This window comes from Lutibacter agarilyticus (assembly GCF_900188235.1).
Taxonomy (GTDB): domain Bacteria; phylum Bacteroidota; class Bacteroidia; order Flavobacteriales; family Flavobacteriaceae; genus Lutibacter; species Lutibacter agarilyticus.
This window is the reverse complement of sequence record NZ_FZNT01000004.1, coordinates 115,803-140,642: the sequence shown is the minus strand read 5'-3', so window position 1 is coordinate 140,642 and position 24,840 is coordinate 115,803. Positions and strand designations below refer to the sequence as shown.

At 29.8% G+C, this 24,840-nt stretch carries 23 protein-coding genes and 1 tRNA gene; 11 read left to right on the top strand and 13 right to left on the bottom strand.

The genetic code is table 11. The features are described 5' to 3' along the window. Positions 1-5: 5 nt before the first annotated feature. Together CHB67_RS08015 and CHB67_RS08010 are read right to left on the bottom strand one after the other, a co-directional pair. Entirely contained in the window at positions 6-650 is a 645-nt protein-coding gene (locus tag CHB67_RS08015; RefSeq protein WP_089381243.1) for an SOS response-associated peptidase, read from the bottom strand. 16 nt (positions 651-666) lie between these two features. Beyond that, the gene (locus tag CHB67_RS08010; protein WP_245813463.1) at positions 667-885 is read right to left on the bottom strand and encodes a helix-turn-helix domain-containing protein; all 219 of its coding nucleotides are present in this window, start codon (positions 883-885) and stop codon (positions 667-669) included. 83 nt (positions 886-968) lie between these two features. On the opposite strand from CHB67_RS08010, the gene CHB67_RS08005 reads away from it, so the two are divergent. Both CHB67_RS08005 and dinB read left to right on the top strand, forming a co-directional pair. After that, positions 969-3,938, top strand: a complete 2,970-nt coding sequence (locus CHB67_RS08005; RefSeq protein WP_089381242.1) for a DNA polymerase III subunit alpha — start codon at positions 969-971, stop codon at positions 3,936-3,938. Further along, complete coding sequence (dinB, locus tag CHB67_RS08000) at positions 3,938-5,149, top strand: DNA polymerase IV (RefSeq protein ID WP_089381241.1); 1,212 nt, start codon at positions 3,938-3,940, stop codon at positions 5,147-5,149. The genes CHB67_RS08005 and dinB overlap by 1 nt, the downstream gene beginning before the upstream one ends. A 541-nt stretch (positions 5,150-5,690) precedes the next feature. Here the strand turns inward: dinB and CHB67_RS07995 are convergent. From CHB67_RS07995 to CHB67_RS07985, 3 genes are all read right to left on the bottom strand, one after another. Beyond that, positions 5,691-6,497 carry a hypothetical protein gene (locus CHB67_RS07995; protein WP_089381240.1) on the bottom strand — a complete coding sequence of 269 codons (807 nt, stop codon included), beginning with the start codon at positions 6,495-6,497 and terminating at the stop codon, positions 5,691-5,693. A 1-nt stretch (position 6,498) separates the two neighbouring features. Then, positions 6,499-7,833 (bottom strand): tyrosine-type recombinase/integrase, encoded by a 1,335-nt coding sequence (locus tag CHB67_RS07990; protein ID WP_089381239.1) that lies wholly within the window; start codon positions 7,831-7,833, stop codon positions 6,499-6,501. Positions 7,834-7,884: 51 nt separating this feature from the next. After that, positions 7,885-7,958: transfer RNA gene (locus CHB67_RS07985), tRNA-Met, on the bottom strand. A gap of 127 nt (positions 7,959-8,085) precedes the next feature. Between CHB67_RS07985 and CHB67_RS07980 the strand changes: the two genes are divergently transcribed. Together CHB67_RS07980 and CHB67_RS07975 are read left to right on the top strand one after the other, a co-directional pair. Further along, on the top strand, positions 8,086-8,469 hold the full coding sequence (locus tag CHB67_RS07980; protein WP_089381238.1) for an START-like domain-containing protein: 384 nt from the start codon (positions 8,086-8,088) through the stop codon (positions 8,467-8,469). An 80-nt stretch (positions 8,470-8,549) separates the two neighbouring features. Next, positions 8,550-9,365: an aminotransferase class IV gene (locus CHB67_RS07975; protein ID WP_089381237.1), complete on the top strand. Its 816-nt coding sequence runs from the start codon at positions 8,550-8,552 to the stop codon at positions 9,363-9,365. On the opposite strand, the gene CHB67_RS07970 is transcribed toward CHB67_RS07975, so the two are convergent. The 5 genes from CHB67_RS07970 to CHB67_RS07950 all read right to left on the bottom strand — a co-directional run bounded on the left by CHB67_RS07970 (position 9,357) and on the right by CHB67_RS07950 (position 13,843). Then, positions 9,357-9,914, bottom strand: a complete 558-nt coding sequence (locus CHB67_RS07970; RefSeq protein ID WP_089381236.1) for a YqgE/AlgH family protein — start codon at positions 9,912-9,914, stop codon at positions 9,357-9,359. The genes CHB67_RS07975 and CHB67_RS07970 overlap by 9 nt on opposite strands. Positions 9,915-10,008: 94 nt before the next feature. After that, positions 10,009-10,281, bottom strand: a complete 273-nt coding sequence (locus CHB67_RS07965) for an HU family DNA-binding protein (protein WP_089381235.1) — start codon at positions 10,279-10,281, stop codon at positions 10,009-10,011. A gap of 189 nt (positions 10,282-10,470) precedes the next feature. Then, the gene (fmt, locus tag CHB67_RS07960) at positions 10,471-11,415 is read right to left on the bottom strand and encodes a methionyl-tRNA formyltransferase (RefSeq protein WP_176461238.1); all 945 of its coding nucleotides are present in this window, start codon (positions 11,413-11,415) and stop codon (positions 10,471-10,473) included. Then, positions 11,412-13,310 carry a RecQ family ATP-dependent DNA helicase gene (locus tag CHB67_RS07955; protein WP_089381234.1) on the bottom strand — a complete coding sequence of 633 codons (1,899 nt, stop codon included), beginning with the start codon at positions 13,308-13,310 and terminating at the stop codon, positions 11,412-11,414. Before CHB67_RS07955 ends, fmt begins: the two co-directional genes overlap by 4 nt. After that, a complete protein-coding gene (locus CHB67_RS07950) occupies positions 13,310-13,843 on the bottom strand; it encodes an AAA family ATPase (protein WP_089381233.1) in 534 nt (177 codons plus the stop codon). The genes CHB67_RS07955 and CHB67_RS07950 overlap by 1 nt, the downstream gene beginning before the upstream one ends. 112 nt (positions 13,844-13,955) lie before the next feature. On the opposite strand from CHB67_RS07950, the gene CHB67_RS07945 reads away from it, so the two are divergent. The 5 genes from CHB67_RS07945 (at position 13,956) to CHB67_RS07925 (ending at position 19,115) form a co-directional block, all read left to right on the top strand. Further along, positions 13,956-14,237: a DUF493 family protein gene (locus CHB67_RS07945; protein ID WP_089381232.1), complete on the top strand. Its 282-nt coding sequence runs from the start codon at positions 13,956-13,958 to the stop codon at positions 14,235-14,237. A gap of 103 nt (positions 14,238-14,340) precedes the next feature. Then, positions 14,341-15,954: a peptidylprolyl isomerase gene (locus CHB67_RS07940; RefSeq protein ID WP_176461237.1), complete on the top strand. Its 1,614-nt coding sequence runs from the start codon at positions 14,341-14,343 to the stop codon at positions 15,952-15,954. Then, entirely contained in the window at positions 15,951-16,796 is an 846-nt protein-coding gene (locus CHB67_RS07935; protein ID WP_089381230.1) for a hypothetical protein, read from the top strand. Before CHB67_RS07940 ends, CHB67_RS07935 begins: the two co-directional genes overlap by 4 nt. 1 nt (position 16,797) lies before the next feature. Further along, the gene (locus CHB67_RS07930) at positions 16,798-18,156 is read left to right on the top strand and encodes a peptidylprolyl isomerase (protein WP_245813462.1); all 1,359 of its coding nucleotides are present in this window, start codon (positions 16,798-16,800) and stop codon (positions 18,154-18,156) included. Between the two features lie 5 nt (positions 18,157-18,161). Continuing rightward, positions 18,162-19,115: an AAA family ATPase gene (locus CHB67_RS07925; RefSeq protein WP_089381229.1), complete on the top strand. Its 954-nt coding sequence runs from the start codon at positions 18,162-18,164 to the stop codon at positions 19,113-19,115. On the opposite strand, the gene rsmD is transcribed toward CHB67_RS07925, so the two are convergent. From rsmD to CHB67_RS07910, 3 genes are read right to left on the bottom strand one after another with little or no spacing between them, the layout of a single operon-like run. Continuing rightward, a complete protein-coding gene (rsmD, locus tag CHB67_RS07920; RefSeq protein ID WP_089381228.1) occupies positions 19,107-19,661 on the bottom strand; it encodes a 16S rRNA (guanine(966)-N(2))-methyltransferase RsmD in 555 nt (184 codons plus the stop codon). The genes CHB67_RS07925 and rsmD overlap by 9 nt on opposite strands. Next, entirely contained in the window at positions 19,662-20,507 is an 846-nt protein-coding gene (locus tag CHB67_RS07915) for a DUF3822 family protein (RefSeq protein WP_089381227.1), read from the bottom strand. Next, entirely contained in the window at positions 20,476-21,207 is a 732-nt protein-coding gene (locus tag CHB67_RS07910) for a hypothetical protein (RefSeq protein WP_089381226.1), read from the bottom strand. Before CHB67_RS07910 ends, CHB67_RS07915 begins: the two co-directional genes overlap by 32 nt. A 103-nt stretch (positions 21,208-21,310) precedes the next feature. On the opposite strand from CHB67_RS07910, the gene CHB67_RS07905 reads away from it, so the two are divergent. Together CHB67_RS07905 and rpsA are read left to right on the top strand one after the other, a co-directional pair. Beyond that, positions 21,311-22,741 carry an ATP-dependent DNA helicase gene (locus CHB67_RS07905; RefSeq protein ID WP_089381225.1) on the top strand — a complete coding sequence of 477 codons (1,431 nt, stop codon included), beginning with the start codon at positions 21,311-21,313 and terminating at the stop codon, positions 22,739-22,741. Positions 22,742-22,949: 208 nt separating this feature from the next. Beyond that, positions 22,950-24,800, top strand: a complete 1,851-nt coding sequence (gene rpsA / locus CHB67_RS07900; protein ID WP_089381224.1) for a 30S ribosomal protein S1 — start codon at positions 22,950-22,952, stop codon at positions 24,798-24,800. Positions 24,801-24,840: the final 40 nt, after the last annotated feature.

Genomic DNA, 24,840 nt, shown 5'->3' with positions numbered 1-24,840 from the left:
ATAAATTAAAATAAACCTAATTGTCCATTATTACTTTTCAATGAGTTAGCAACCAAATCACAGCTATAAGGAAATGAAAAATCTTTATAATTATCTCCTTGTAACCAGTTTTGTTCATCTTGTTTTTTTAAGATGATAGGCATTCGTTGTTTAGTATTGTGAATTTCACTCATTAGTTCATTAGCCTGTGTGGTGATAATAGAGTAGGAGTTTACAATTTCATTATTAAAATCAATCCATTGAGAATATATTCCAGCAAAAGCAAATAATTCTTCATTGGGTAATGTAATTAGATATTTTTCTTTTACTGATCCAGTTTTATTCCGCCATTGCCATTCATAAAAACCATCGGCTAAAATCAAGCAACGATTTTGTATGACATTTTTAAAAGATTTCTTTTCGTCCAGTGTTTCAATACGTGCATTTAAAGTATAATTTCTTATTGAATTATCCTGAGACCACTCTGGGATTAATCCCCAGTTAAATAGTTGTGCTTTATTTGGTGATGCATTGGTTATAATAGGTGTTTTAGGGAAGTCAAAGGCACTACAGAACTCTATTGGGTTGTATTCATTAATAGTATCTATAGCAACGTTAAAACGATCCTTGATTTCTTGTTTTTGTTTTATTATTTTAGTCTGGAAGCACATAAAATACGTAATCTATTTAGAGTTCTAATTTATTCAATTTTTCTTTAACCAATAATTCCATAGATATTTTACAATAGCTTGATAGCTCAATTAAAAAACGTATTGATGGTTTAGCTCTGTTTTCTTCATAAGAGCTAATTCTGGAACGAGAGACTTTTAAATCATCCGCAAATTGTTCTTGCGTTAATCCCTTGAGTGTCCTTATGTAACGTATATTTTTTGATAAATAATTCACAATGCTAATTATATGAGCAACGATTGATTTAATAATGAGCTAAATTAGCAAAAACATTTTACTCATTTAAGTTTTGTTAATAAATGTATTTAAATACGCATACATATTATAGTTTAAGGTATGGTACAATTTCACCTAAGGAGTTAATTGCAAGTGCACTGCGATACAAATTAGCTGCGCTGTGTTTAACAGAAATAAATAGTACTTCCTCAAATTTAGAATTTGTGCGTTTATCAAAGGAAAGTGTAATAAAACCAATACTTGGTGTAGATTTTAGAAATGGTATACAGCAGCAATTTATATTGATAGCAATAAATAATGAAGGCTTACAATCCATAAATTCTTACTTATCTGATTTTTTGCATACACCAAGTTTTGTAATTCCTAAAAGAGCTAAATATTTTAAAAACACCTATGTTGTTTACCCTTTTCAAAGTAATATTTATGAGTTAAGAGAAAATGAATTTATAGGAATTAAACCTTCCGATATAAATAAATTAAAGTTTTCAGAATGGAGGTTTCATCTTGAAAAATTAGTGGCTTTAAACACTGTTTCATTTCAAAATAAAAAAGGATATAATACACACAGATTATTAAGAGCAATTGATAATAATACATTATTGAGTAAACTTCCATTAACAGAACAAGGACAAGAAACTGATGTGATGTTTGAAGTGGAAGTTTTAAAAAGTATGTATCATGAGTTTCCTCAATTACTTTCAAATGCACAAAATTTGCTTAATAATTGCTCTATAGAGTTTGAGTTTTTGGATGCAACACCTAAAAACCAGGAAAGCTATACGAATAATCAAGAGTTAGATTTTAAACTATTAAGAAAGTTAGCTTATGATGGGTTGAATTATCGTTATCAAAAAATAGGAAAAAGAGTATTTACAAGACTGGAAAAAGAATTAGATATAATTAAGAAAAAACAGTTTGTGTCTTATTTTTTAATCAATTGGAAAATATTAAAATATGCCAGAAGTAAACAATATTACTATGTAGGAAGAGGAAGTGGAGCTAACAGTATAATTGCTTATTTATTACGTATTACAGATGTAGATCCTATTGAGTTGGATTTGTATTTTGAGCGTTTTATCAATCTATACAGAACCAATCCGCCAGATTTTGATTTGGATTTTTCTTGGAGAGATAGAGATGATATAATGAACTATATTTTCAGAACTTTTAAAAACACATCTCTTATAGCTGTTTACAACACTTTTAAGTACAAGGCTTCTGTTAGAGAATTAGGTAAAGTCTTTGGGTTGCCTAAAGAAGAAATAGATAAACTAACAACCAACAATTTCAATCCAAATCAATTAGATAAGTTATCTAAGCTGGTATTAATTTATAGTAAATATATTCAAGGTTTCCCTAACTATTTGGGTATTCATCCAGGTGGTATATTAATTTCAGAAAAACCAATTCACTACTATACAGCAACTTATTTACCTCCAAAAGGATTTTCAACTGCAATGTTTGATATGGTAATTGCTGAAGATGTTGGGTTGTATAAGTTTGATATTTTAAGTCAGCGTGGTTTGGGTAAAATTCGTGAAGCTGTAGATATTGTAAAGTATAATCATCCAAAACATCCAGCTATTGATATTCATGATATTAAACGTTTTAAGGAAGATGAAAAAATTAAAACGATGTTAAGAAATGCTAAGGCTATAGGATGTTTTTATGTCGAATCGCCTGCAATGCGAATGCTGCTTAAAAAATTGCAAGTAGATAATTATTTAGGTTTGGTTGCTGCTAGTTCAGTTATAAGACCAGGAGTATCAAAATCAGGTATGATGCGTGAATATATTAAACGTTATAGAAATCCTGAAATGAGAAAAGATGCACATCCAATTTTATTAGAAATTATGCCAGAAACTTTTGGTGTTATGGTATATCAAGAAGATGTAATTAAGGTAGCTCATTATTTTGGTGGATTAAGTTTAGGAGAGGCAGATATGTTGCGAAGAGGAATGAGTGGGAAGTTTAGATCTAGAGATGAGTTTTTAAAAGTTAAAAACCAGTTTTTTGACAATTGTAAAACCAAAGGGCATTCACAAGAACTTACTTCTGAAATATGGCGACAAATAGAAAGTTTTGCAGGGTATGCTTTTGCTAAAGGACATTCAGCATCTTATGCCGTTGAAAGCTATCAGAGTTTATTTTTAAAGGCTTATTACCCTTTAGAATATATGGTAGCAACATTAAATAATTTTGGAGGGTTCTACAGACCAGAGTATTATGTACACGAAGCAAGAATGAATGGAGGAATTATTCATCCACCAAGTATAAACAGGTCCTATTATCAAAATTATATTGAAGCAAATAACATTTATTTAGGGTTTATTATGTTGCATTCATTTGAATTAAAAAATGCGGAAAAAATAGTAGCTGAAAGAACTAAAAACGGACAGTTTTTAGATTTGGATGATTTTATAGATCGTGTACAAATATCATTAGAACAAATTGTGATTTTAATAAAAGTAAACGCATTTAAATTTACAGGAAGAAATAAACGTGAATTACTATGGGAAGCCCATATGAAAGTACATAAAGTAGTTTTAGAAGAAAATATATCGACCTTATTTAAATCGGAAAAAATAACCTATAAAACACCAGAGTTAGTTAGCTCTCATATGGAAGATGCTTTTGATGAATTACAGTACATTGGTTTTACACTGGACAGTCCTTTTAATTTATTAACCACTCCTTTAAAATCTCAATTATTTGCAAATGAATTGATAAATTATATAGGGAAGAGAGTTACAGTTTATGGTTATTATGTAACAGTAAAGAGAACAATAACAAATAAAGGAACTATGATGTATTTTGGAACCTTTATTGATATGAAAGGAGATCATATAGATACGGTCCATTTTCCTCCTTCAGCAAAAAAATATCCTTTAAAAGGAAGAGGTATTTACAAGTTAATAGGAAAAGTAACTGAAGAATTTGATTGTGTTAGTATTGAAGTTCAGGAGCTTGAAAAATTAGCTATAATTCAAGATCCTAGATATACAGATGAACCAATACAGAAATTAGGATAATGGAGCGTTCAATAGTACATATGGATTTAGATACTTTTTTTGTGTCTTGTGAGCGATTAATTGATAGTAGGTTAAATAACAAACCTGTATTAATAGGAGGAACCTCAGATAGAGGAGTAGTAGCGAGTTGCAGTTATGAAGCTCGTAAATACGGAGTACATTCTGCAATGCCAATGCGTATGGCAAGGCAATTGTGTCCTGAAGCAATTGTATTACGTGGTAATTCTGGAATTTATACCAAATATTCTAAACTGGTAACAGATGTTGTGAAAGAAAGTGTTCCTCTTTATGAAAAATCATCAATAGATGAATTTTATATTGATTTAACAGGAATGGATAAATTTTTTGGTTGTCATCAATTAGCTTCCGAATTAAGGTCTAAAATTATACGAGAAACTGGCTTGCCTATCTCTTTTGGATTGTCTGTAAATAAAACCGTTTCTAAAATTGCCACTGGAGAAGCAAAACCGAATAATGAGTTGAAAATAAATTTTGGAACAGAGAAACCATTTTTAGCACCATTATCTGTTCGTAAAATACCAATGGTTGGAGAAAAAACATATAACTCTCTTTGTGATTTGGGAATTAAACGCATAAAAACTGTACAGGAAATGCCTATTAATATGATGGCAAGAGTTTTTGGGAAACACGGAGCTTCTATTTGGAAAAAAGCAAATGGTATAGATAATACCCCAGTTGTAAAATATCACGAAAGAAAATCAATTTCTACAGAGCGTACTTTTGATAAAGATACAACGGACATTAATAAACTGAAAAGTATTATTGTTGCTATGACAGAGAATTTGATCTATCAATTAAGAAGAGGAGATAAACTAACTGCTTGTGTAACCTTTAAAATTCGATATTCAGATTTTCAAACATATACTAAGCAAAAGAGAATATCATATAGTTCTTCTGATCATTCTATATTACCAGTTGTAATGGAATTGTATGAAAGTTTGTATCAAAGACGATTGTTAGTCAGATTGATTGGTGTTAAGTTTAGTCATTTGGTAAGTGGAGGGCATCAAATTAATTTATTTGAAGACAATGATAAAATTCTAAGTTTATACCAAGCAATGGATAAAATGCGTGAGCGTTTTGGTGATAGAGCTGTTATAAGAGCTGCAGGAATGGATGCGAAAAGTATAAGCCGTTGGAACCCTTTTAATGGAGAACCACCTCCTTTGTTGCCAAATAGAAGAAGGTAATACATGAAAATATAATCATGTTACACCCCTTATCGTATGTTTTCTACAAAGTTTATTCCATTCTAAAATTAATGAGGGTGGCAAGTTGTAGCGGAAACCAGCGGAAAGTAGCGGAAAGTAGCGGGGAAATTTCGGGAATTCTCCGGAAAGTAGCGGAAAACACCAGAAATTCAACGGAAATATTGCGGAAAACAGCGGAAAACAGCGGAAAGTAGATAGACCAGTTCAAAATTAAGAGGAATTTATTTTTATCCGACTCAATTTTAAAGTCACGTTATTCTGAATAATTTCAAACACACCTTCTCCCAGTTTTTTTTACAGCTGATTTGCGATCTATAGCAAACACTTTTACAAACACTACAAAACCATAGAATACGCCACCACTAAACACCAAGAGCCACCAATTCTTTATTAAATTAGCCACCGACCGCCACCACTAGCCACCAGTTGCCACCAAAAAACACCGTTTACACGAAAATTTGCCACCACTAGCCACCGGTTAAGGTGAATCCGCCACCACCAACCACCAGAACACTGGTTTTTATGTGTGATAAGTATCTATGATAGCTTTATTAACATTAAAAACGTTTATTAAAATTGTACTTTCTACTTCATCAAGATCTAATTGAGGTTTTTCTTTCACCTTTTTAGCAACTAACTTCTTAGATTGCTTTTTTATTATTTCTTGATTGGTGTCTTCTGATTTTTCTTGTTTTAACTCCTTTTTGCTACTATCATTTTCAACGACTACTTCATCTCGATTTTCAATCATTTTAGAATATCTTGATAAGATATCAGGAAGGTATTCAAAAACAAACAGCCCTACTGTGAAATTAAAATCCTTTTCTAAATTCAAAAGCTCTCCAAAGTAATTACAGATATCCTTTAAATGTTTTATGAAAAATTGATGCTGTACTTGGAACGCTCCAATAATACTTAAATCTACATTTTCTCCATTGTACTTTTTAATATTTGTAATTAACCATTCTGTGAGATCTATAAATAGCATTAAGTATTCGTAATACTTTTCTATAATAGCCAAGAACTCTAATTTTGATAATTTTTTCTTTTTTTTAATTAATTTAAACGTATTCTGTTCTAGAAAAGCTCTTTTACCAATTAAATTTGAATTTAGGTCTTTCGCATCATTATTGTTAAATGCACTAAATCCTAATTCATTATCTGCGAAATAATATTGGTCAAAGTAGTTAAGTTTTATTTGAAGTCTCACCGCATCTTTAGCTTTTTCAGGAATGATTTCGCTAGGAATATAATATATCGACTTATGAAAAAACACTTCTATTAATTCATCTAAAAAAAAGGTGGTATTTTTAATTTTGGATGCCATTTTAGGTTATTTTTAAAAGTTCAGAATAGTCTTCAGCAAGTTCAGCATCAATATCTCTTAAGTATTTTTCAAGAGCAGTCATTGTAGAATGCCCTGTAATAAGCATTAATCTACTTTTAGCTTCAAAAGGAGAAGAAGTCTTTCTTATTTCTCTGTATAATTTTGTAATATAAGTATGTCTAAAACTATACAAACCATAATTCTTATCCAGATTAAAATGATCCTTCACCACCTTTTTAAATCGTTTTGAAAAATGATCACGTTTATTATTTTCTGATGCTTCCCATTTTGCACCGAATTGTTTAGGAGTAAATAGAAAATCATTAGGATCTATCTCTGATAAATCAGGGATACTTTCTAATAAGATATCAGGAATAATCTTTGTTTTCAGTGCTTTATTTTTTGCTTTAAATGAAAGAGTGCGCTCCTTCAAGTTAATATCTTTCACTTTAATTCTATTAACTTCAATTGGTCTGAGGAAATTATAAGAGATGAATTTAATGTACAACAGTAATATTGGATCTTTTTTTTCTAAATAATTGAAAATATCATCATCTAATTGCTTAGAATATGATTTATGTCTCTCAGGAGAAGATTTTAGGACTGGTATATTTTTGACAAAGTTTATTGGAATAATTTCATTTTCTTCTAAAACCTGTACCAGACTACTTAGTTCAGTTCTATAATTATTTCTAGTTCTTGGGCTACTTTTATCTAATATGCTGTTTAAAAACTGAACAATTATACTTTTAGTTAGCTGATCTATATAAACCATATCTGGATAATTCTTCACTAAGAATTCTTGCAACGCATTAGATCTACTTTTATATGCCTTTAATGTAACTTCATTTACTAACTTCTTTTTTAAGTTTAATGCAAATTTAAATGCTTCACTAATAGTTTTTGATTTTATAATTTCAGGTGTCTTTGCAACAATTTCAGGAGTTGTTTTTGTTTCAATAATTTTATCATCACTTTTTTGAGCTACCTCTATTCCTTTTTGTTGTTGTTCTTTTATGAATAAATCCGAATTATCTTCAAAAGGATTATAGCCTTTTTTTAATAGCGTTTCAATTTTATGCTTGTAAATCGACAAAACAAACATCCGATCTGATTTCGTTTTATGCTTATTCGCATCACCATAAAAAGGAGTAATTCGTTTTAATCTTCCTGTTTCAGGATTTCGAAAGGAAAAATAGACATACCAACGTTTCTTTAAATCACCATTGGCGGTGTAAATTTTGGGGGTTGAAAAATTTTTTCTCATAGACAAATCGTATGCAAAATCGTATGCACTTTTGCTTTCAAAGGTAAGAATTTCATTAAAAAAAGACATAAAAAAACGGTTTAGAAAGCTAAACCGTTGTTTTTATTGACCTTAAAATTGTAGCGTGATGCAGAATTGAACTGCAGACCTCCGGGTTATGAATCCGACGCTCTAACCAACTGAGCTACCACGCCAATTATTGAGGGTGCAAATATAAAAATAAATCTTTTGTTTCAGCAAATTATTTCATTTATTTTTTTTCATAATTTTAATTTTTTTTAAATAGAATATTTATATATATTGTGGTCATAAATTTAACAGATGTCAGTAAAAATAAAATTTGAAATTGAATTTCCAATACACGCTTCACCACACATGTTATATCAATATTTTGGAACGCCTTCAGGGCTGTCCGAGTGGTTTGCAGACAACGTAAATTCAAGAGGAGAAGTGTTTACTTTTATTTGGGATGGAGCTGAAGAAAAAGCAAAAGTATTACAGGAAAGACCAGATGAAAAAATAAAATTTAAATGGGAAGAGGATGAAGATCCTAAATCATATTTTGAATTTAGACTAGAAATTGATGCGATCACTAAAGATGTGTCTTTAATTGTAACCGATTTTGCCGAAGAAGATGAAATTGAAGAGTCAAAAATGTTTTGGGAAAATCAAATTGATGAACTGAAGCATACTATAGGAGCTTAAGATTTTTATTTTAATAAATTTGAACCTTGATTTATCAAGGTTTTTTTTATGATATGTAATTAAAAAATATAGAAATTGTAATGATAAATTTTAATGGAAATTTAACAGCATCAAATTTAGTGCTATCTTCTAATAATAGAGCCTTTAAATATGGTGATGGCATTTTTGAAACTATTAAAGTTGAAAACTTAGATATTCGTTTTTTAGAAGATCATTATTTTAGATTAATGGCTTCAATGCGCATGTTAAGGATGGAGATTCCAATGGAGTTTACAATGGATTTTATTGAACAAGAAATAATAAAAACAGTTCAATGTAATAACCTAAATAATGCTCGAGTTCGAGTTTCTGTGTACCGTGAAGATGGTGGTTTATATACGCCCAAATCCAATAAAATTAACTTTATAATTGAAGCTTCTGAACTTAATGTAAAAGTTAAAGATAGCTATGTATTAGATTTGTTTAAAGATTTTTACGTGTATTCTGGACTACTTTCTACAGTAAAAACAACGAATAAGTTAGTAAATGTTTTAGCAAGTATTTATGCCGATGAAAATGCTGTTGATAATTGTATTTTATTAAATGAGAAAAAACAAGTTGTTGAAGTTATGAATGGTACTATTTTTTTGGTAGTAGGAAATACCATTAAGACTCCAGCCATTACTGAAGGTTGCGTAAAAGGAATCATCAGAAAAAAAATAATTGAAATAATAACAGCACATCCTGTTTATACTATTGAAGAAACTCAAATTTCTCCTTTCGAAATTCAAAAAGCAGATGAAGTTTTTATAACAAATACAATAATAGGTGTTCAACCTGTAACCAATTATAAAAAGAATATTTTTGAAACTAAAGTATCAAAAGAGTTAGCATTAGCTTTAGCTAATTTAGTTTAAAGCAGGATTTTCAGGCGCATTTGCCCAAATTTGATATTCTCCACCGAATTTTAATAGCTGATTTTTCCAAAACTCATCACTTTCTATGTTTAATAGGTTTTGAAATTTATTTTCGGTAACAATCCAAGTTGATTCTTTTAATTCTTCAGTTAATTGTTCTTCAGACCAACCTGAATATCCTAAGAAAAAGCGAATTTTAGATTTGTCTATTGAATTAGAATTTAATAAATCTGTTAAGGCATCAAAATTTCCACCCCAATAAATATCATCTGAAATTTGAATACTGTTCGGAATTAATTCAGGTAACTGATGAATAAAGTATAAATTTTCTTGTTCAACAGGTCCACCATTGTAAATCATAAAATCCGATTCAATTTCAGGCATTAAATCGCTTAAAATAAATTCTGTTGGTTTATTTAATATAAAGCCAATACTTCCTTCCTTGCTATGTTCGGTTAAATAAATTACAGATCTGTTAAATGATTTGTCATTTAATATAGAAGGTTCGGCAATAAGTAATTTTCCTTTTGATGGATGTATCTTTGTCATAAAATTACATTTCTTTAAATATAGCAAAAAAAAAGTATAAAAAAAACTCTCTAAAAATTAGAGAGTTTTTATTACTAAGAAAATATCTTAGGTATTAGTTTACTGCATCACTAAATCCAGCTCCTGCTTTAAATTTAACAACATTTTTTGCTGCAATTTGAATAGTTTTTCCTGTTTGAGGGTTTCTTCCTGATCTTGCTGCTCTTTTAGAGATAGACCAAGTTCCCCAACCTACTAATGTTACTTTTCCACCATCTTTAAGTGTTTTTGTTACATTTTCTGTTAATGATTCTAGAGCTGCTTTAGCTGCTGCTTTTGAAATGCCAGCGTCAGCTGCCATAGCATCGATTAAATCTGATTTGTTCATAATTAAAATCTTAATTTATTTTTGGTTAAACATATTTTGTGCTTAATAGCTTAACAAAGTTAGACGGAATAAGGGTTTGTGCAAGTTTTTACTATAAAAAGTGCTGTTTTTGTTGATAAAAGATGTTAAATGTTAATAACCTATCCATTGTTTTTTGAAAAACGCTGTAAAGCCCCATAAAATATAGGTTTATTGGAAATATGCTTGTTCACTAAAAGCAAACCCATTTAATAAACTTTTACTATCCATTTTTCTTTTTCCAGAAAGCTGTAAACTATCAATAATTAAGTAACCATTTTTAACGGCTACTTTTATGTCGGTTTTAGTAGTGCTAATTGTTCCTGGTTTAAGTTGGTGTTCTTGGAACTCTTTTTTAACATCGTAAATTTTGACTTTAATTTTGGTGTTGTTATCATTTAAAGTTGTCCAAGCTGCTGGATACGGATTTAAACCTCTAATTAAATTATAAATATTGGTTAATGTGTCGTTCCAGTTTATTTTACACGTTTCGTTAAATATTTTTGGAGCCGATTTTTCTTCAATTTCCGGTTGTTTAAATGTTGTTACCTTATCCTCTTTAATAAGTACTACAGTTTTTACAACTAAATCACTTCCAACACGCATTAAGGTGTCGTGTAATTCTCCTAAGGTATCATGTTCGCCAATTGAAACTTCTTCTTGTAAAATAACATTTCCAGTGTCAATTTTTTCATCAATAAAAAAAGTAGAAACACCCGTTTTTGTTTCACCATTTATAATGGCCCAATTTATAGGAGCTGCACCTCTATAGTCTGGTAGTAAAGAAGCATGCAAGTTAAACGTTCCATATTCGGGCATTTGCCAAACTACTTTTGGTAACATTCTAAAAGCAACTACAATTTGTAAATTGGCATTTAAACTTTCTAATTCAGCAATAAAAGCTTCATCTTTTAAATTGGTGGGCTGTAAAACTTTCAAGTTATTTGCTACTGCAAATTTCTTTACAGCCGATTCGTTTATTTTTCGTCCTCGTCCTGCAGGTTTGTCAGGTGCAGTAATAACACCAACAACATTAATGTTTGCTTTTAAAAGTGCTGCTAAGGTACCAACAGCAAAATCAGGCGTACCCATAAAAACAATTCTTAAATCTCTCATGAACTAATTTGTTTAAATTTATTTTGCGAAGTTATTGTTATTTTATCTTGTTCTAATAATATTTTTAAGGAATTTAGAATTGCCTTTTCGGGGTGATTTAAAATCGTAGCAATTTCAAAAGAAGTCAATTCCTGATTTTTTAATACATCAAAAATGTCTTCAGTAATTATTTTTAATGAAGTGTTTTTCGTGTTTTTTGATAAGCACACATCACAAGTTCCACAAGGTATTGTTGATTTTTCATTAAAATAGAAGAGTAGCTGAATGGTGCGACACGTTTTTTTGTTTTGAATAAAATTAATTACAGCGTTTAATTTTTCAAATTTCAAGTTGTTTTGCTGTTCAATATTTTTTGAAATCCGATTTATGGTATATGCATCTTCTCTAATCACTAAAAAATGAAGTGTAGAAGTAGTATTTGCATGATAATAGGTTAGAATTCCTAAGTCATGTAATTCCTTTAAACTTTTAATAACTTCATTCTGACTAACTTTTAGCTTTTTAGACAATACATATTCATTAATAATGGTGTAATGTTCAAAAACACCACCGTAGCTTCTTAAAATTAACTGTATTAATTCGGTTTTAGAATTATTGTTGTCTAAATAATTAAATAATTGCTGATTACTAATTGCGAATTTTAGTGTTGATTTTTTGCTGTAGTTTTCGTCTAATAATACAATATTTTCTCGTTCTAAAATTTTGATAGCGTTGTAGGTTTGTAATAAATTGAGTTGATATACTGAACAAAATTTTTGTAAAGAAAACTCAAACGAAGCTAAAGGCATTTCACCCAAAGAAATAGAAAAAAATTGATTTAAATTGAAATAGACCTTTTTTATAAATTTTATAGTAGGAATGTTTGCTTCAAACTTTGTTGTTGTTTCATGTAAAATACCATCGTTGGTTAATAATACCGAATGCGATTTTTCACCATCTCGTCCTGCTCTTCCGGCTTCTTGAATAAAATTCTCTAAACTATTTGGAGTATTAATATGTATAACCACTCTAACATTTGGTTTGTCAATTCCCATACCAAAAGCATTGGTTGCTACCATAATAGGAGTCTCATCGTTCATCCAATTTAAATAGGCTTCATTTTTTTCAGAATTAGACAAACCGCCATGGTAAAAACTAGTTTTAAAATGTTGACGATTTAAAAACAGACTCACTTCTTTTGTTTGTTTTCTGTTATTGGTGTAAACAATTACCGAATTCTTGGCTCTTTTTAAAAGTTGAACCAATTTAGCATAGATATCTTCACTTTTTAAAATATGATAGCTTAAATTTTTACGTTGAAATGATTTTTTAAAAATCCGTGCATTTTCAAGTACTAAATTTAATTGGATATCATCTAAAACCTTTTGTGTTGCGGTGGCTGTTAAAGCTATAAATGTTGCGTTTGGTTGCAACTCGTGAAGTATATTTAATTGTAAATAAGAAGGTCTAAAATCGTGCCCCCATTCCGAAATACAATGCGCTTCATCAATGGCTATTAATGAAACGTTTAATTGTTTTATTTTTTCCTGAATAAATTTTGATTGTAGTTTTTCAGGCGAAAGATATAAAAATTTAATACCTCCAAATTGTAAATTGTCAAAAGCTATAATTATATCATCTTCAGAAAGCTGAGATGTTAAAGCTATTGCCTTAATATTTTTTTCCTTTAAGCTGTTTACCTGATCTTGAATTAGTGCAATTAGAGGAGAAATTACAATACAAACACCACTCATTGCTAAAGCAGGAATTTGATAACAAATAGATTTTCCACCACTTGTTGGTAATAAAACCAATGAATTTTCACCTTTTAGAACGGTGTTTATAATTGCTTCCTGCGGAGGTCTAAATTCAGTATAGCCCCAATATTTTTTTAATATATCAAGAGGCTTTTCCATTATTTTATACAGTTTAAAATAAAATCAGTGCGGTTAGTTACTGAACCTGTTGGAACTTCAATAATAGGGTAATTTAAATCTTTGTAGGTGCGCTCAAGGTGATTATGAATGGCTAAGGCTTGTTCAAAATTTTCATAACGTTCATTGTCTGAAATATAAATTTCTTCCCAAGGAGGCATTAAAAAAATATAATCGTAGCGGTATAAATTACTTTTATGAATGTAAGTTGAAGGATAATCAATACTTATATAATTCATATATGCATGTACATCTGGAATTCCTCTATCAAAAAACACCATTTTATTATTTTTTTGTTCGGCTTCAGTAAATTGGTTAATTCTACCTTCAAGCAGTAACTCACTAAACAATAAAGGTTTTGTTAAAAATAATTGTTCAATTCCTTTTTCACGAGCATTTAAGGTTACTTCACGAGATATTTCGGGCATACACGTAAAATTACGGTTACATAATTCTTCAATTACAGTAGATTTTCCAGTACCTGGTCCGCCAGTAATAACAATTTTTGTTTGCATTTGGTAAAAATAATGTATTAGATAAATTTAACTAAAAATATTCTTGTAAATTTGTTATTTGATATTAACAATGCTAAATGGTAATTTCGTTTAGCTTTTTAAAGACGATACAATGAGTAAAAAAACTGAATTTTACGATAAATTAAGAACTACTTTAAACGAGGAAACAAAATTTCCAACTAAATACTTGTTCAAATTTATTGTTCCAACTTCCGAAGAAGGCATCCTTCAAATTGAAAATATTTTTAATGATGGCGGAGCTGTAATTAATAAAAACGTTTCTAAAACTGGTAAATTTACAAGTGTTTCAATCCATGTTGTTATGAAAAATGCAGATACTATTATCGATAAATATATACAAGCTGAAAAAGTAGAAGGTATTATTTCTTTGTGATACTTTTAACAGCCCTTTTTAAAAATAAAAAATAAATTGCAGCGTTTTTACATAGCTGCATTTTTATTTTTATCGTAATTTCTAAATGCAAAATAATTATTTTATGAAGTTAAAAATTTCGTTATATATTTTACTTTTTTTAAGTACAAAATTCTTTTCTCAACAAGTCTCAGAGGTTTTATTTACAATTGACAAGGAGCCTTATTATACCTCTGAATTTTTAAAGGTTTATAAAAAAAACAATGCGTTAATTCAAAATCCACAAAATACTGATATTGAAAATTCACTTGAACTATTTGTGGCTTATAAATTAAAAGTAAAAGAAGCAAAAGATAATGGTATTGATACACTGCAATCTTTTAAAAATGAGTTAAATAGCTATAAAAATAAATTAATTTCACCTTATTTAAAAGATGAAAAAGTAACCAATAAGCTTGTTATTGAAGCTTACAATAGATTACAAACAGAAATAAATGCGAGTCATATTTTAATTTTTTTAAAACCAGATGCATTGCCACAAGATACTTTAGCTGCTTATAATAAAATTGTAGAAGCTCAAAAATTAATTAATGATGGACAGGACTTTTCTGAAGTTGCAAAAAAATATTCAGAAGATCCTTCAGTAGCTCAAAACGGAGGTGAAATAGGTTACTTTACAGCACTGCAAATGGTTTATCCGTTTGAAAGTGTTGCGTATGCTACAAAACAAAATGAAGTTTCGGAACCTTTTAGAACAAAGTTCGGTTACCATATTTTAAAGGTAAATGCTATTAGGCCGGCCAAAGGTGAAGTTGAAGTGGCGCATATTATGCGAAATAATAATTCAACAAATGCAAAAGTTAAAATAGATTCAATTTATTCACTTTTGCAAAACAACCCATCTCAATTTGAAGCTTTAGCAAAAGAATTTTCTGAAGATAATTCAAGTGCTATGAGCGGAGGAAAGTTAAGGAAATTTAGTTCAGGCCAAATGATTGAAGATTTTTCTAATGTAGCATTCTCTTTAAAAAATGAAGGCGATTTATCATTGCCTTTTAAAACGGATTATGGATGGCATATTGTAAAGTTGCTTCATAAATATCCAATTCAAAGTTTTGAAGATTTAGAACAAGATTTATTACGTAAAGTTGAAAGTGATTCGCGTTCTGAGTTGATTGGGAAATCTGTAGTAGACAGTTTGTTAACTATTTATAATGTTACCATTCATAATGAAGCTTTAGAAGCATTTAACACGAACGAATGGAAAACTACACCAGAAAACTTCACAAAAACCTTATTCAAAATTGAGCATCATAAAATTAACCAAACTGAATTTATTGCTTATTTAAATTCAATAAGAAACAGTTCAATTGATAAGGATTTTGAATCGTTTAAAAATAAAGAGATTTTAAAATACTTCGAAAACAATATTCAATTAACAAATAAAGACTTTGCAGCAATTTATAAAGAGTTTGAAGAGGGAATGTTGTTGTTTGAAATGCTTGAAAAACAGGTTTGGGAAAAATCAAAAGATAGTGTAGGATTGGCAAATTTTTATAATTTGAATAAAACAACAAAATATGCATCACAAGAAATGGCAGAAATAAGAGGCGTTGTAATTTCAGATTACCAAACTTATTTAGAAAAATTATGGATAGATTCATTATATAAAAAGTACAACGTTTTGTTTCATGAAAAAGAAAAAACAAAAGTTTTAACCACTAAAATTATAGAATGAGAAATTATAGTATCATTATATTATTGTTAATTTTAAATTCGTGTAATTATTTTACAATTAAAAACGAAACAAAAGAAGCGGTAGCTCGTGTTGATGAAGTTTTTTTATATAAAGAAGATTTAAAAGGAGTAACAGCTTCATTTACGAGTAAACAAGATAGTATTTTGGTATCGAATAACTTTATTAATAATTGGATTAAACAACAGTTGTTACTTTCAAAAGCTACCATAAATTTAGAGAATGATGTTCAAAAATTCGAGAAATTAGTACAAAAATATAGAGAAGATTTATACATTAATTCGTATAAGGAAGCTGTTGTTAAAGAATATTTGAATACAGAAATTTTAACAGAAGACATTGAGAATTTTTATGCTGAAAACAGTCAGAATTTCAAATTAAATGAAGAGTTGTTGAAGTTAAAGTTTATCAAAATTGGTAAAGATGTATATGAAAAAAAGGAGATAGTAAAGCTGTTTAAATCAAATAAAAAAGAAGATTTAGATAGTTTAGTTTCAAAAGAAATGTATTTAAAATCAAATCACTTAAACGACTCTGTTTGGGTGAAATACAGTGATTTGGTTTTTAAAATTCCAATGCTGAAAACAATGGATAAAAAGCAGTTATTAAAAAAAGGAAATTTTATTCAAAAAGAAGATTCATTAAGCTTATATTTGGTCACTGTTAAAGAGGTTTTGGGTAGAAATGAAGTGGCACCTATTACGTACATTTCTCCAACCATAAAGCAAATGATTTTACATCAAAGAAAATTATTACTAATAAGAAATATTGAAGAAACATTAATTGATGATGCAAATAAAAAACAACAATTTGAAATATATTAATATGAAATATAGTACCCTGTTAGCATTTTTATTCATTTTAAGTGGGGTAACTGCTCAGGAAAGAATCAAAGTAGATGGCGTAGCTGTAGTTATTGGTGATAATATTGTATTAGATTCTGACTTAGGTAAGTTTAAGAAAGAACTGCAGCAACGACTGGAAGGTAAAGCTTTAGAGATAACAGACTGTGGGATTTTAGAAGAAATCATGTTACAAAAATTAATAGCACATCACGCTGTTATTGATAGTGTTGAAATTTCCGAAGGCGAAATAAATGAAGAAGTTGATCGTAACATAGCTTATTTTACACAACAGTTGGGTTCTATGGATAAAGTTGTTTCTATGTATGGGTTTAATGATGAAGAAGATTTGAGAAAAGAATTGTACGGAATTCAGAGAGAGCAAATTTTAATTCGTAAAGAAAGCGCTAGTATCACCGAGAGTATTGATGTTACTCCTGATGAAGTAAGAACGTATTTTAAAAATTTAGAAGTAGATAACAATTTACCAGAATTTAGTGCTGAAATTGAATTGGCTCAAATTGTTAAAGTATTAAAACCTTCAGAAGAAGAAATTGAACGAGTTTTAGCAAAATTAAACGAAATTAAAGAAGATGTAGAAGAAGGCTTTAGTTTTAGATTAAAAGCAATTATCAATTCTGATGATCCAGCAGTTTCAAGTAATGGACCAGGAGCTGGTGGTAAATATACCATTACGCGTCAAAGTGGATTCATAAAAGAATTTAAAGAAGTCGCTTTTAGTTTGGATGAAGGGCAGATCTCGGAACCTTTTGAGTCTGGATTTGGTTACCATATAATTATAGTTGATAAAATTAAAGGGCAAGAGCGAGATGTTAGTCATATTTTAATTCAGCCTCAAATTAGCAACGAAGAAAGAGTTGCTGCTGAAGACGAATTAAATAAATTAAGAGAACGAATTATAAATGGTGAAATTACATTTGAAGATGCTGCTAAAGAATTTTCAGATGATAAAGAAACAAGAATGAATAGAGGTTTGCTTTTAAACCCTCAAACAAATGATACAAAATTTGATTTAACAAGAATGGATCCTCAATTATACAACCGTGTAAGTAATATAAAAACAGGTGAAATTACAGCTGCTTTTTATGAAGAAGTTAGGGGAGAAGATAAAATGTTTAAAATTATAAAAGTAAACGAAAAAGTAGATGCTCATACAGCTCATTTTAGTCAAGATTATGAAAAAATTCAACAATTAGCATTAGAAAAAAAGAAAGAAGAAGTTGTTGAGAAATGGGCGAAAGATAAGCTAGAAGATACTTATATTAAAATTAATAAAGATTACGTAAAGTGTGATTTTCAAAAGAATTGGAATAAATTTTAGGAACAATGTCTGATGTTGAAGTATTAAAGCAATTGGTAATTAAACACCAAGCGCTAAAAAAAGAAATAGGAAAGAGAATTATTGGTCAAGAAGCGGCTGTTGATCTTATCTTGTTATCTATATTTAGCGGTGGTCATTCTTTATTGATTGGCGTGCCAGGTCTTGCCAAAACTTTAATGGTACACACCATATCAGAAACATTAGGACTCGATTTTAAGCGTATACAATTCACTCCCGATTTAATGCCTTCGGATATTTTAGGAAGTGAAATTTTGGACGAAACTAGTCGTTTTAAATTTATAAAGGGACCAATTTTTAGCAATATTATTTTAGCTGATGAAATAAATAGAACGCCACCTAAAACACAGGCGGCTTTATTAGAAGCAATGCAGGAAAGAACGGTTACAGTTGCTGGCCATCATCATGTATTAGCAAAGCCATTTTTTGTATTAGCTACACAAAACCCAATTGAACAAGAAGGTACTTATCCTTTGCCTGAAGCGCAGTTAGATCGTTTTATGTTTTCAATTCATTTAAACTATCCAAGCTTTGAAGAAGAAGTTCAAGTAGTAAAAAGCACTACAAATGATGAAAAGGTAACAATTAAGGCTTTATTATCCGCGCAAGAAATTAATGAATTTCAACATTTAATAAGACGTATTCCAGTAGCTGACAATGTTATTGAATACGCCGTAAAATTAGTTTCTAAAACGCGTCCAAATAGCGAAAATGCCCCTGAAATTGTAACTAATTATATCGATTGGGGTGCGGGCCCAAGAGCTTCTCAAAATCTTATTTTAGGAGCAAAGGCAAATGCAGCCGTAAACGGTAAATATTCTCCAGATATTGAAGATGTTCAAGCCGTAGCTTATGCTATTTTAAAGCATAGAATTGTTAAAAATTATAAAGCGGAAGCTGAGGGTATTTCAGAAAAGCAGGTAATTGAAGCTTTATTCTAATTCTGAAGTTTCATTTTCAAAAAAACTAAACATATTTCCACCATATTTTTTTTGGTAACTCAATTGTGAATTATCTATAAAATTAGTATGTTTTGAATGTTCAATTATTAAAACTCCACCTTCATTTAAAAGGTTTTTTTCAAAAACTAAAGCAACGATTTTCTCAAATTTAGCTACGTCAAAGTCATAAGGCGGATCTGCAAAAATAACATCGAATTTGGTGTTGCATTTTTCTAAAAATTTATACACATCACTTTTATAAGCTTGTATATTTAAATCTAGCTCTTTTGACGTGGTGTTTATGTACTTTATGCAACCAAAATGAGCATCAATTGCAGTAATATTTTCCGTACCTCTAGAGCCAAACTCATAGCTTATATTCCCTGTGCCAGAAAATAAATCAAGTACATTGAGTTCGTGAAAATAATATAAGTTGTTAATAATGTTAAATAGCGCCTCTTTAGCCATATCGGTTGTTGGTCGTACAGGTAAGTTTTTGGGAGCCAATAAGCGTTTGCTTTTATGTTTTCCTGATATAATGCGCATTTATAAGTGGTTTAAAAGTGTAAAATTTGAATGCTCTGATAGTTGATCTTTTAAAAAATCAGATCCATTTGTTGGAGAATAAAATGAAATATTTCTAATGTATTGGTATGCAATAGTGTATAATTCAGAGTTCTTTTCAATATCCCCCATGAGTACTAATTTTAAATCCTCTGGGTTTAATTGAAGTTGTTCAGCAGTAAATAAAATATAATAAATAAAATCCTCCTTAGTATTGAACTTAAAACAGTTGAATAATTCAAAATTATTGTTTTTTAGCACAACAATCTCAAAATGATGATGCGTTACGTTTATAAAGCAAAAATCGTTTGTAAGGTTTTTATATTCGTGCAGTAATTTTTCAATTAAAATTGTTGAAGAATGTTTGTATTCAAATGCTCCGAAAGTGTCAATTAAAAAATTATTAATGTTTACAAAGGGAATATACACATTTACAATATCAGTATTTTTAAGTTTATCAAACGCAATAAAGTCGTTTTCCAATACTTTTACACTGTATTTTAAATATTGATTTAATTTATCTTTTTCAAAGAATGGCTCAGGAACCTGAGTGTTTAAGTTATTAAAATGTGAAACACTTACAGAGCTATATTTTTGTTGCAGTAATTTTTCTTGCTGAAATATTTCTGAAACCAAATCTAAATGTTGATAAGGCGATATTGAAGTTTGTTCAAATTCGTATATCGCAAAAGCACAAAAGTCATTTACAACTTTGTTATAAATACAAAAAGAAAATCCATCCAAACTAAGTTGGATGGATAAATGATTTTCTTCTAGATTTTTAAAATCTAACGTATTATTCTTTATTTTTTTTATCTCCTTTGTCATAAAATGGAGGCCAGTTACCGTCTTCGCTAACTTCACCTAATGAACCAACTCTTAAAAATTCACCTCTAATTTCTTCACCACCAATAGCTTCTTTTTCTTGTTTAACAAGATTGATGTCCATTCCTTCTAAAATTAAGCCTTTATCAACTTTAATTTCAAAAACAGGAGCTTTTAAACCAGCAATCTTTTCAACTTCACCAACTTCAATTTTAAATTTCTCAGTAGTACCAGGAATTTCAAGCATGTTTTTATAATCTTTCCCAGCAAATTGAGCTTTTACATCTTCGTATCCAATAGTATCAACTACTCTAATTTCTATTTCTTTAGTAATACCACCACCAACATTAATTGTTTGAGGAACGTTTCTTGTTTGAGTTAAAGCAAATTTTGCAGTATCAATAAATTGAATTAAACCTTCAGCATCACTAGTGTAAGTTCCAGTAACTTTTTTATGAGCTACTTCAGCATCACGAAGCATTTTTAGTTGTTCAATTACTTTTGCATATCTTACTTTCTTTTCTTTGTTGAAATTGATTGGTTTTTGAATTTCAAAGTTGATTTTGTAAACCAAAAATGCTGCAATCGCTATTAAAAAAATTGAAATAATCCAATGTAATTTTCTTGGGACGAAATTCACAATTGCATATGCTAAAAGAAATGTAACTATTATACCTGCTACAATAATTAAAATTGTTATCATTTTGAATATTTATTTTTTATGTGTAGGCAAATCTACAAATTTTTTTTAATGAGAAAAACTTTTCAGGGTAAATCAATTTGTATATTTGAAATTTATTTTACACATGACAAAAACAGTATCTCAATTTTACGAAGATTTAGTTAAATCCTTTCCATTTAAACCCACAAATTCACAAGATTTATTGCTATCAAAATTAGCCGATTTTATTTTTGATAGTAGTAGTGATGGTTTGTTTTTAATAAAAGGCTATGCTGGAACTGGTAAAACAACTACAATTAGTACGGTAGTTAATAATTTATGGAAAGTCGGTAAAAAAGCAGTATTATTAGCACCCACAGGTAGAGCTGCTAAAGTGATATCTGGATATTCTAAAAGACAGGCATTTACCATTCATAAAAAGATATATTTTCCAAAAAAGAATAAGGCAGGTGGTGTTGATTTCACATTGCAACCAAATAAGCATACCAACACTGTTTTTATTGTAGATGAAGCTTCTATGATTCCAGACAGTCCAAGCAATGCTAAATTGTTTGAAAATGGATCGCTGTTAGACGATTTGATCTCTTATGTGTATTCTGGAGTAAAATGTAAAATTATTTTCATTGGAGACACGGCTCAATTACCACCGGTAAAATTAACTTTAAGTCCGGCGTTAGATGCGAATAAATTAGCCTTAAACTATAATAAAGAAGTTACTGAAATTGAATTGAGTGAAGTAATGCGTCAACATGAAAACTCTGGTATTTTAGTAAATGCAACAGACTTAAGATTGATAGTTGGAAATAATGGGTATGAAACATTTAAATTTCAATTAGGTTTTCCAGATCTAATTAGATTGGTTGATGGTTATGATATTCAAGATGCTATAAACACTGCCTACGATCATATTGGAGTAGAAGATACTGCTTTTATTGTTCGTTCTAATAAAAGAGCTAATTTATACAATCAGCAAATAAGAAGTAAAATTAGAGGACAAGAAAACGAAATTTCTACGGGGGATTTTGTAATGGTTGTTAAAAATAATTATTTCTGGTTAAAAGATTCTAGCGATGCAGGTTTTATTGCCAATGGTGATATCTGTGAAATACTAGCGATAAAAAAGATTATTGAATTGTATGACTTCAGATTTGCTGAAGTAAAAGTAAGAATGATTGATTACCCAAATCAAGCTCCTTTTGAAACTGTACTCTTGTTAGATACTTTAACATCTGAAACACCTTCATTGTCTTACGAAGAGTCTAATAAGTTATATCACGAAGTAGGAAAAGACTTTGCACACGAAAAATCTAAGTACAAGCAATTGTTAGGAATTAAAAAAAGTCCATATTTTAATGCGTTACAAGTGAAATTTTCCTATGCAGTTACCTGTCATAAATCACAAGGTGGGCAATGGAAAACAGTATTTATTGAGCAGCCATATTTGCCTGAAGGTCAGAATATTGAATATTTACGTTGGTTGTACACCGCTGTAACTAGGGCGCAAGAAAAAGTATATTTAATAGGTTTTAAAGATGAATTTTTTGAAGATGAATAAGCATTTTTAATAACGGAATAGATAAAACTACATAATCACTTCATTTTCTAGTTGTTATAATAAAATAAATTTCTTAAATTTGCACTCCTTTTTACGAGAACAGATTTAAAAAGGAATTTAAATGAAAATTTTATAAATAATCTCTTAGCATTATTATCGTTTAAAAATCTGAATAATAATAAGATACAAAAATTAATCATCAGCAATTATGTCTGAAGAAACAAAAAAAACTGAAGAGCAAGTTGAAGCTCCAAAAGTAGAAAAAACTGAAGCAGCTGCTCCAGTTGAAGCACAAAAAGAAGCTGTGGAAGAAGTAAAAGTAAGCCCAGAAGAATTTTTAGAATCATTTGACTGGCACAAGTACGAAGAAGGAATTGAAGCAGTTGACGAAGAAAACATTAAAGCATTTGAAGCTGCCTTAGAAGGTACTTTAGGTTTAGTGAATGAAAGAGAAGTAATTGACGGAACTGTTGTAAGAAAAACTGATCGTGAAGCAATTATCGACATCAACTCAAAATCAGAAGGTGTTATTTCTTTAAACGAATTTCGTTACAACCCTAACTTAGCGGTTGGAGATATCGTTGAAGTTTTAGTTGATAAAAGAGAAGATAGCTCAGGTCAATTAGTGTTGTCTCACAAAAAAGCAAGAGTTATTAAAGCTTGGGATCGTGTAAATAATGCACACGAAACAGGTGAAGTAGTTAACGGTTTTGTTAAGTGTAGAACTCGTGGTGGTATGATTGTAGATGTTTTCGGAATTGAAGCATTTTTACCAGGTTCTCAAATTGATGTGAAGCCAATTAGAGATTACGATCAATACGTAGAGAAAACAATGGAATTCAAAGTTGTGAAAATCAACCAAGAGTTTAAAAACGTTGTAGTTTCTCATAAAGCACTTATTGAAGCTGATATTGAAATTCAGAAAAAAGAAATTATTGGTAGATTAGAAAAAGGACAAGTATTAGAAGGTGTTGTTAAAAACATTACTTCTTACGGTGTATTTGTTGATTTAGGAGGTGTTGACGGTTTAGTTCACATTACAGATTTATCATGGTCTAGAATTAACCACCCAAGTGAGGTTGTTGAATTAGATCAAACATTAAACGTTGTAATTCTTGATTTTGATGATGAGAAAACAAGAATCCAATTAGGTTTAAAACAATTAAATGCACACCCTTGGGAAGCATTAGATGAGACTATTAAAGTAGGTGATACAGTAAAAGGTAAAGTAGTTGTACTTGCTGATTATGGTGCATTTATTGAAGTAGCTCAAGGAGTTGAAGGTTTAATTCACGTTTCTGAAATGTCTTGGTCTACGCACTTACGTTCTGCTCAAGATTTCGTGAAAGTTGGTGATGAAGTTGAAGCGCAAGTTTTAACTTTAGATAGAGACGAAAGAAAAATGAGTTTAGGTATTAAGCAATTACATCCAGATCCTTGGACTAACATTGCTGAGAAATATCCTGTAGGTTCAACTCACGAAGGTACGGTACGTAACTATACTAACTTTGGTGTATTTGTTGAATTAGAAGAAGGAATTGACGGTTTAGTTTATATTTCTGACTTATCTTGGACTAAGAAAATTAAGCACCCATCAGATTTCGTATCAGTTGGAGATAAATTAGCTGTTCAAGTATTAGAATTAGATGTTGAAGGACGTAAATTAAACTTAGGTCACAAACAAACTACTGATAACCCTTGGGATGCTCACGAAGATACTTACGCAATTAATTCAATCCACGAAGGAGTTGTAAAAGATAAGAGTGATAAAGGTTTAATCGTAACTTTCGCTGATAGTGTTGAAGCATTTGTACCTAGTAGATTTACTACTAAAGAAGATGGAACAAAACTAGAAAAAGGTGAAACTGCTAAATTCAAAGTAATTGAATTTAACAAAGAGTTTAGACGTGTTGTTGCTTCTCATACTTCAATATTTAAAGCACAAGAAGAGAAAAATATCAAAGTAGCTCAGAAAAAAGCTGAGTCTGCTGAGAAAACTACTCTTGGTGATTTAGGTGGTGATTTAGCTGCATTGAAGAAAAAAATGGAAGGGAAATAAAATTCTCTAATATTTAAATATATTAAAAGCTGTATCATTT

Bases quoted from the DNA above. Each gene is read 5' to 3' on its own strand.
- CHB67_RS08015 (WP_089381243.1), bottom strand. From the start codon at position 650: ATGTGCTTCCAGACTAAAATAATAAAACAAAAACAAGAAATCAAGGAT.
- CHB67_RS08005 (WP_089381242.1), top strand. From the start codon at position 969: ATGTATTTAAATACGCATACATATTATAGTTTAAGGTATGGTACAATT.
- dinB (WP_089381241.1), top strand. From the start codon at position 3,938: ATGGAGCGTTCAATAGTACATATGGATTTAGATACTTTTTTTGTGTCT.
- CHB67_RS07995 (WP_089381240.1), bottom strand. From the start codon at position 6,497: ATGGCATCCAAAATTAAAAATACCACCTTTTTTTTAGATGAATTAATA.
- CHB67_RS07990 (WP_089381239.1), bottom strand. From the start codon at position 7,833: ATGTCTTTTTTTAATGAAATTCTTACCTTTGAAAGCAAAAGTGCATAC.
- CHB67_RS07980 (WP_089381238.1), top strand. From the start codon at position 8,086: ATGTCAGTAAAAATAAAATTTGAAATTGAATTTCCAATACACGCTTCA.
- CHB67_RS07975 (WP_089381237.1), top strand. From the start codon at position 8,550: ATGATAAATTTTAATGGAAATTTAACAGCATCAAATTTAGTGCTATCT.
- CHB67_RS07970 (WP_089381236.1), bottom strand. From the start codon at position 9,914: ATGACAAAGATACATCCATCAAAAGGAAAATTACTTATTGCCGAACCT.
- CHB67_RS07965 (WP_089381235.1), bottom strand. From the start codon at position 10,281: ATGAACAAATCAGATTTAATCGATGCTATGGCAGCTGACGCTGGCATT.
- fmt (WP_176461238.1), bottom strand. From the start codon at position 11,415: ATGAGAGATTTAAGAATTGTTTTTATGGGTACGCCTGATTTTGCTGTT.
- CHB67_RS07955 (WP_089381234.1), bottom strand. From the start codon at position 13,310: ATGGAAAAGCCTCTTGATATATTAAAAAAATATTGGGGCTATACTGAA.
- CHB67_RS07950 (WP_089381233.1), bottom strand. From the start codon at position 13,843: ATGCAAACAAAAATTGTTATTACTGGCGGACCAGGTACTGGAAAATCT.
- CHB67_RS07945 (WP_089381232.1), top strand. From the start codon at position 13,956: ATGAGTAAAAAAACTGAATTTTACGATAAATTAAGAACTACTTTAAAC.
- CHB67_RS07940 (WP_176461237.1), top strand. From the start codon at position 14,341: ATGAAGTTAAAAATTTCGTTATATATTTTACTTTTTTTAAGTACAAAA.
- CHB67_RS07935 (WP_089381230.1), top strand. From the start codon at position 15,951: ATGAGAAATTATAGTATCATTATATTATTGTTAATTTTAAATTCGTGT.
- CHB67_RS07930 (WP_245813462.1), top strand. From the start codon at position 16,798: ATGAAATATAGTACCCTGTTAGCATTTTTATTCATTTTAAGTGGGGTA.
- CHB67_RS07925 (WP_089381229.1), top strand. From the start codon at position 18,162: ATGTCTGATGTTGAAGTATTAAAGCAATTGGTAATTAAACACCAAGCG.
- rsmD (WP_089381228.1), bottom strand. From the start codon at position 19,661: ATGCGCATTATATCAGGAAAACATAAAAGCAAACGCTTATTGGCTCCC.
- CHB67_RS07915 (WP_089381227.1), bottom strand. From the start codon at position 20,507: ATGACAAAGGAGATAAAAAAAATAAAGAATAATACGTTAGATTTTAAA.
- CHB67_RS07910 (WP_089381226.1), bottom strand. From the start codon at position 21,207: ATGATAACAATTTTAATTATTGTAGCAGGTATAATAGTTACATTTCTT.
- CHB67_RS07905 (WP_089381225.1), top strand. From the start codon at position 21,311: ATGACAAAAACAGTATCTCAATTTTACGAAGATTTAGTTAAATCCTTT.
- rpsA (WP_089381224.1), top strand. From the start codon at position 22,950: ATGTCTGAAGAAACAAAAAAAACTGAAGAGCAAGTTGAAGCTCCAAAA.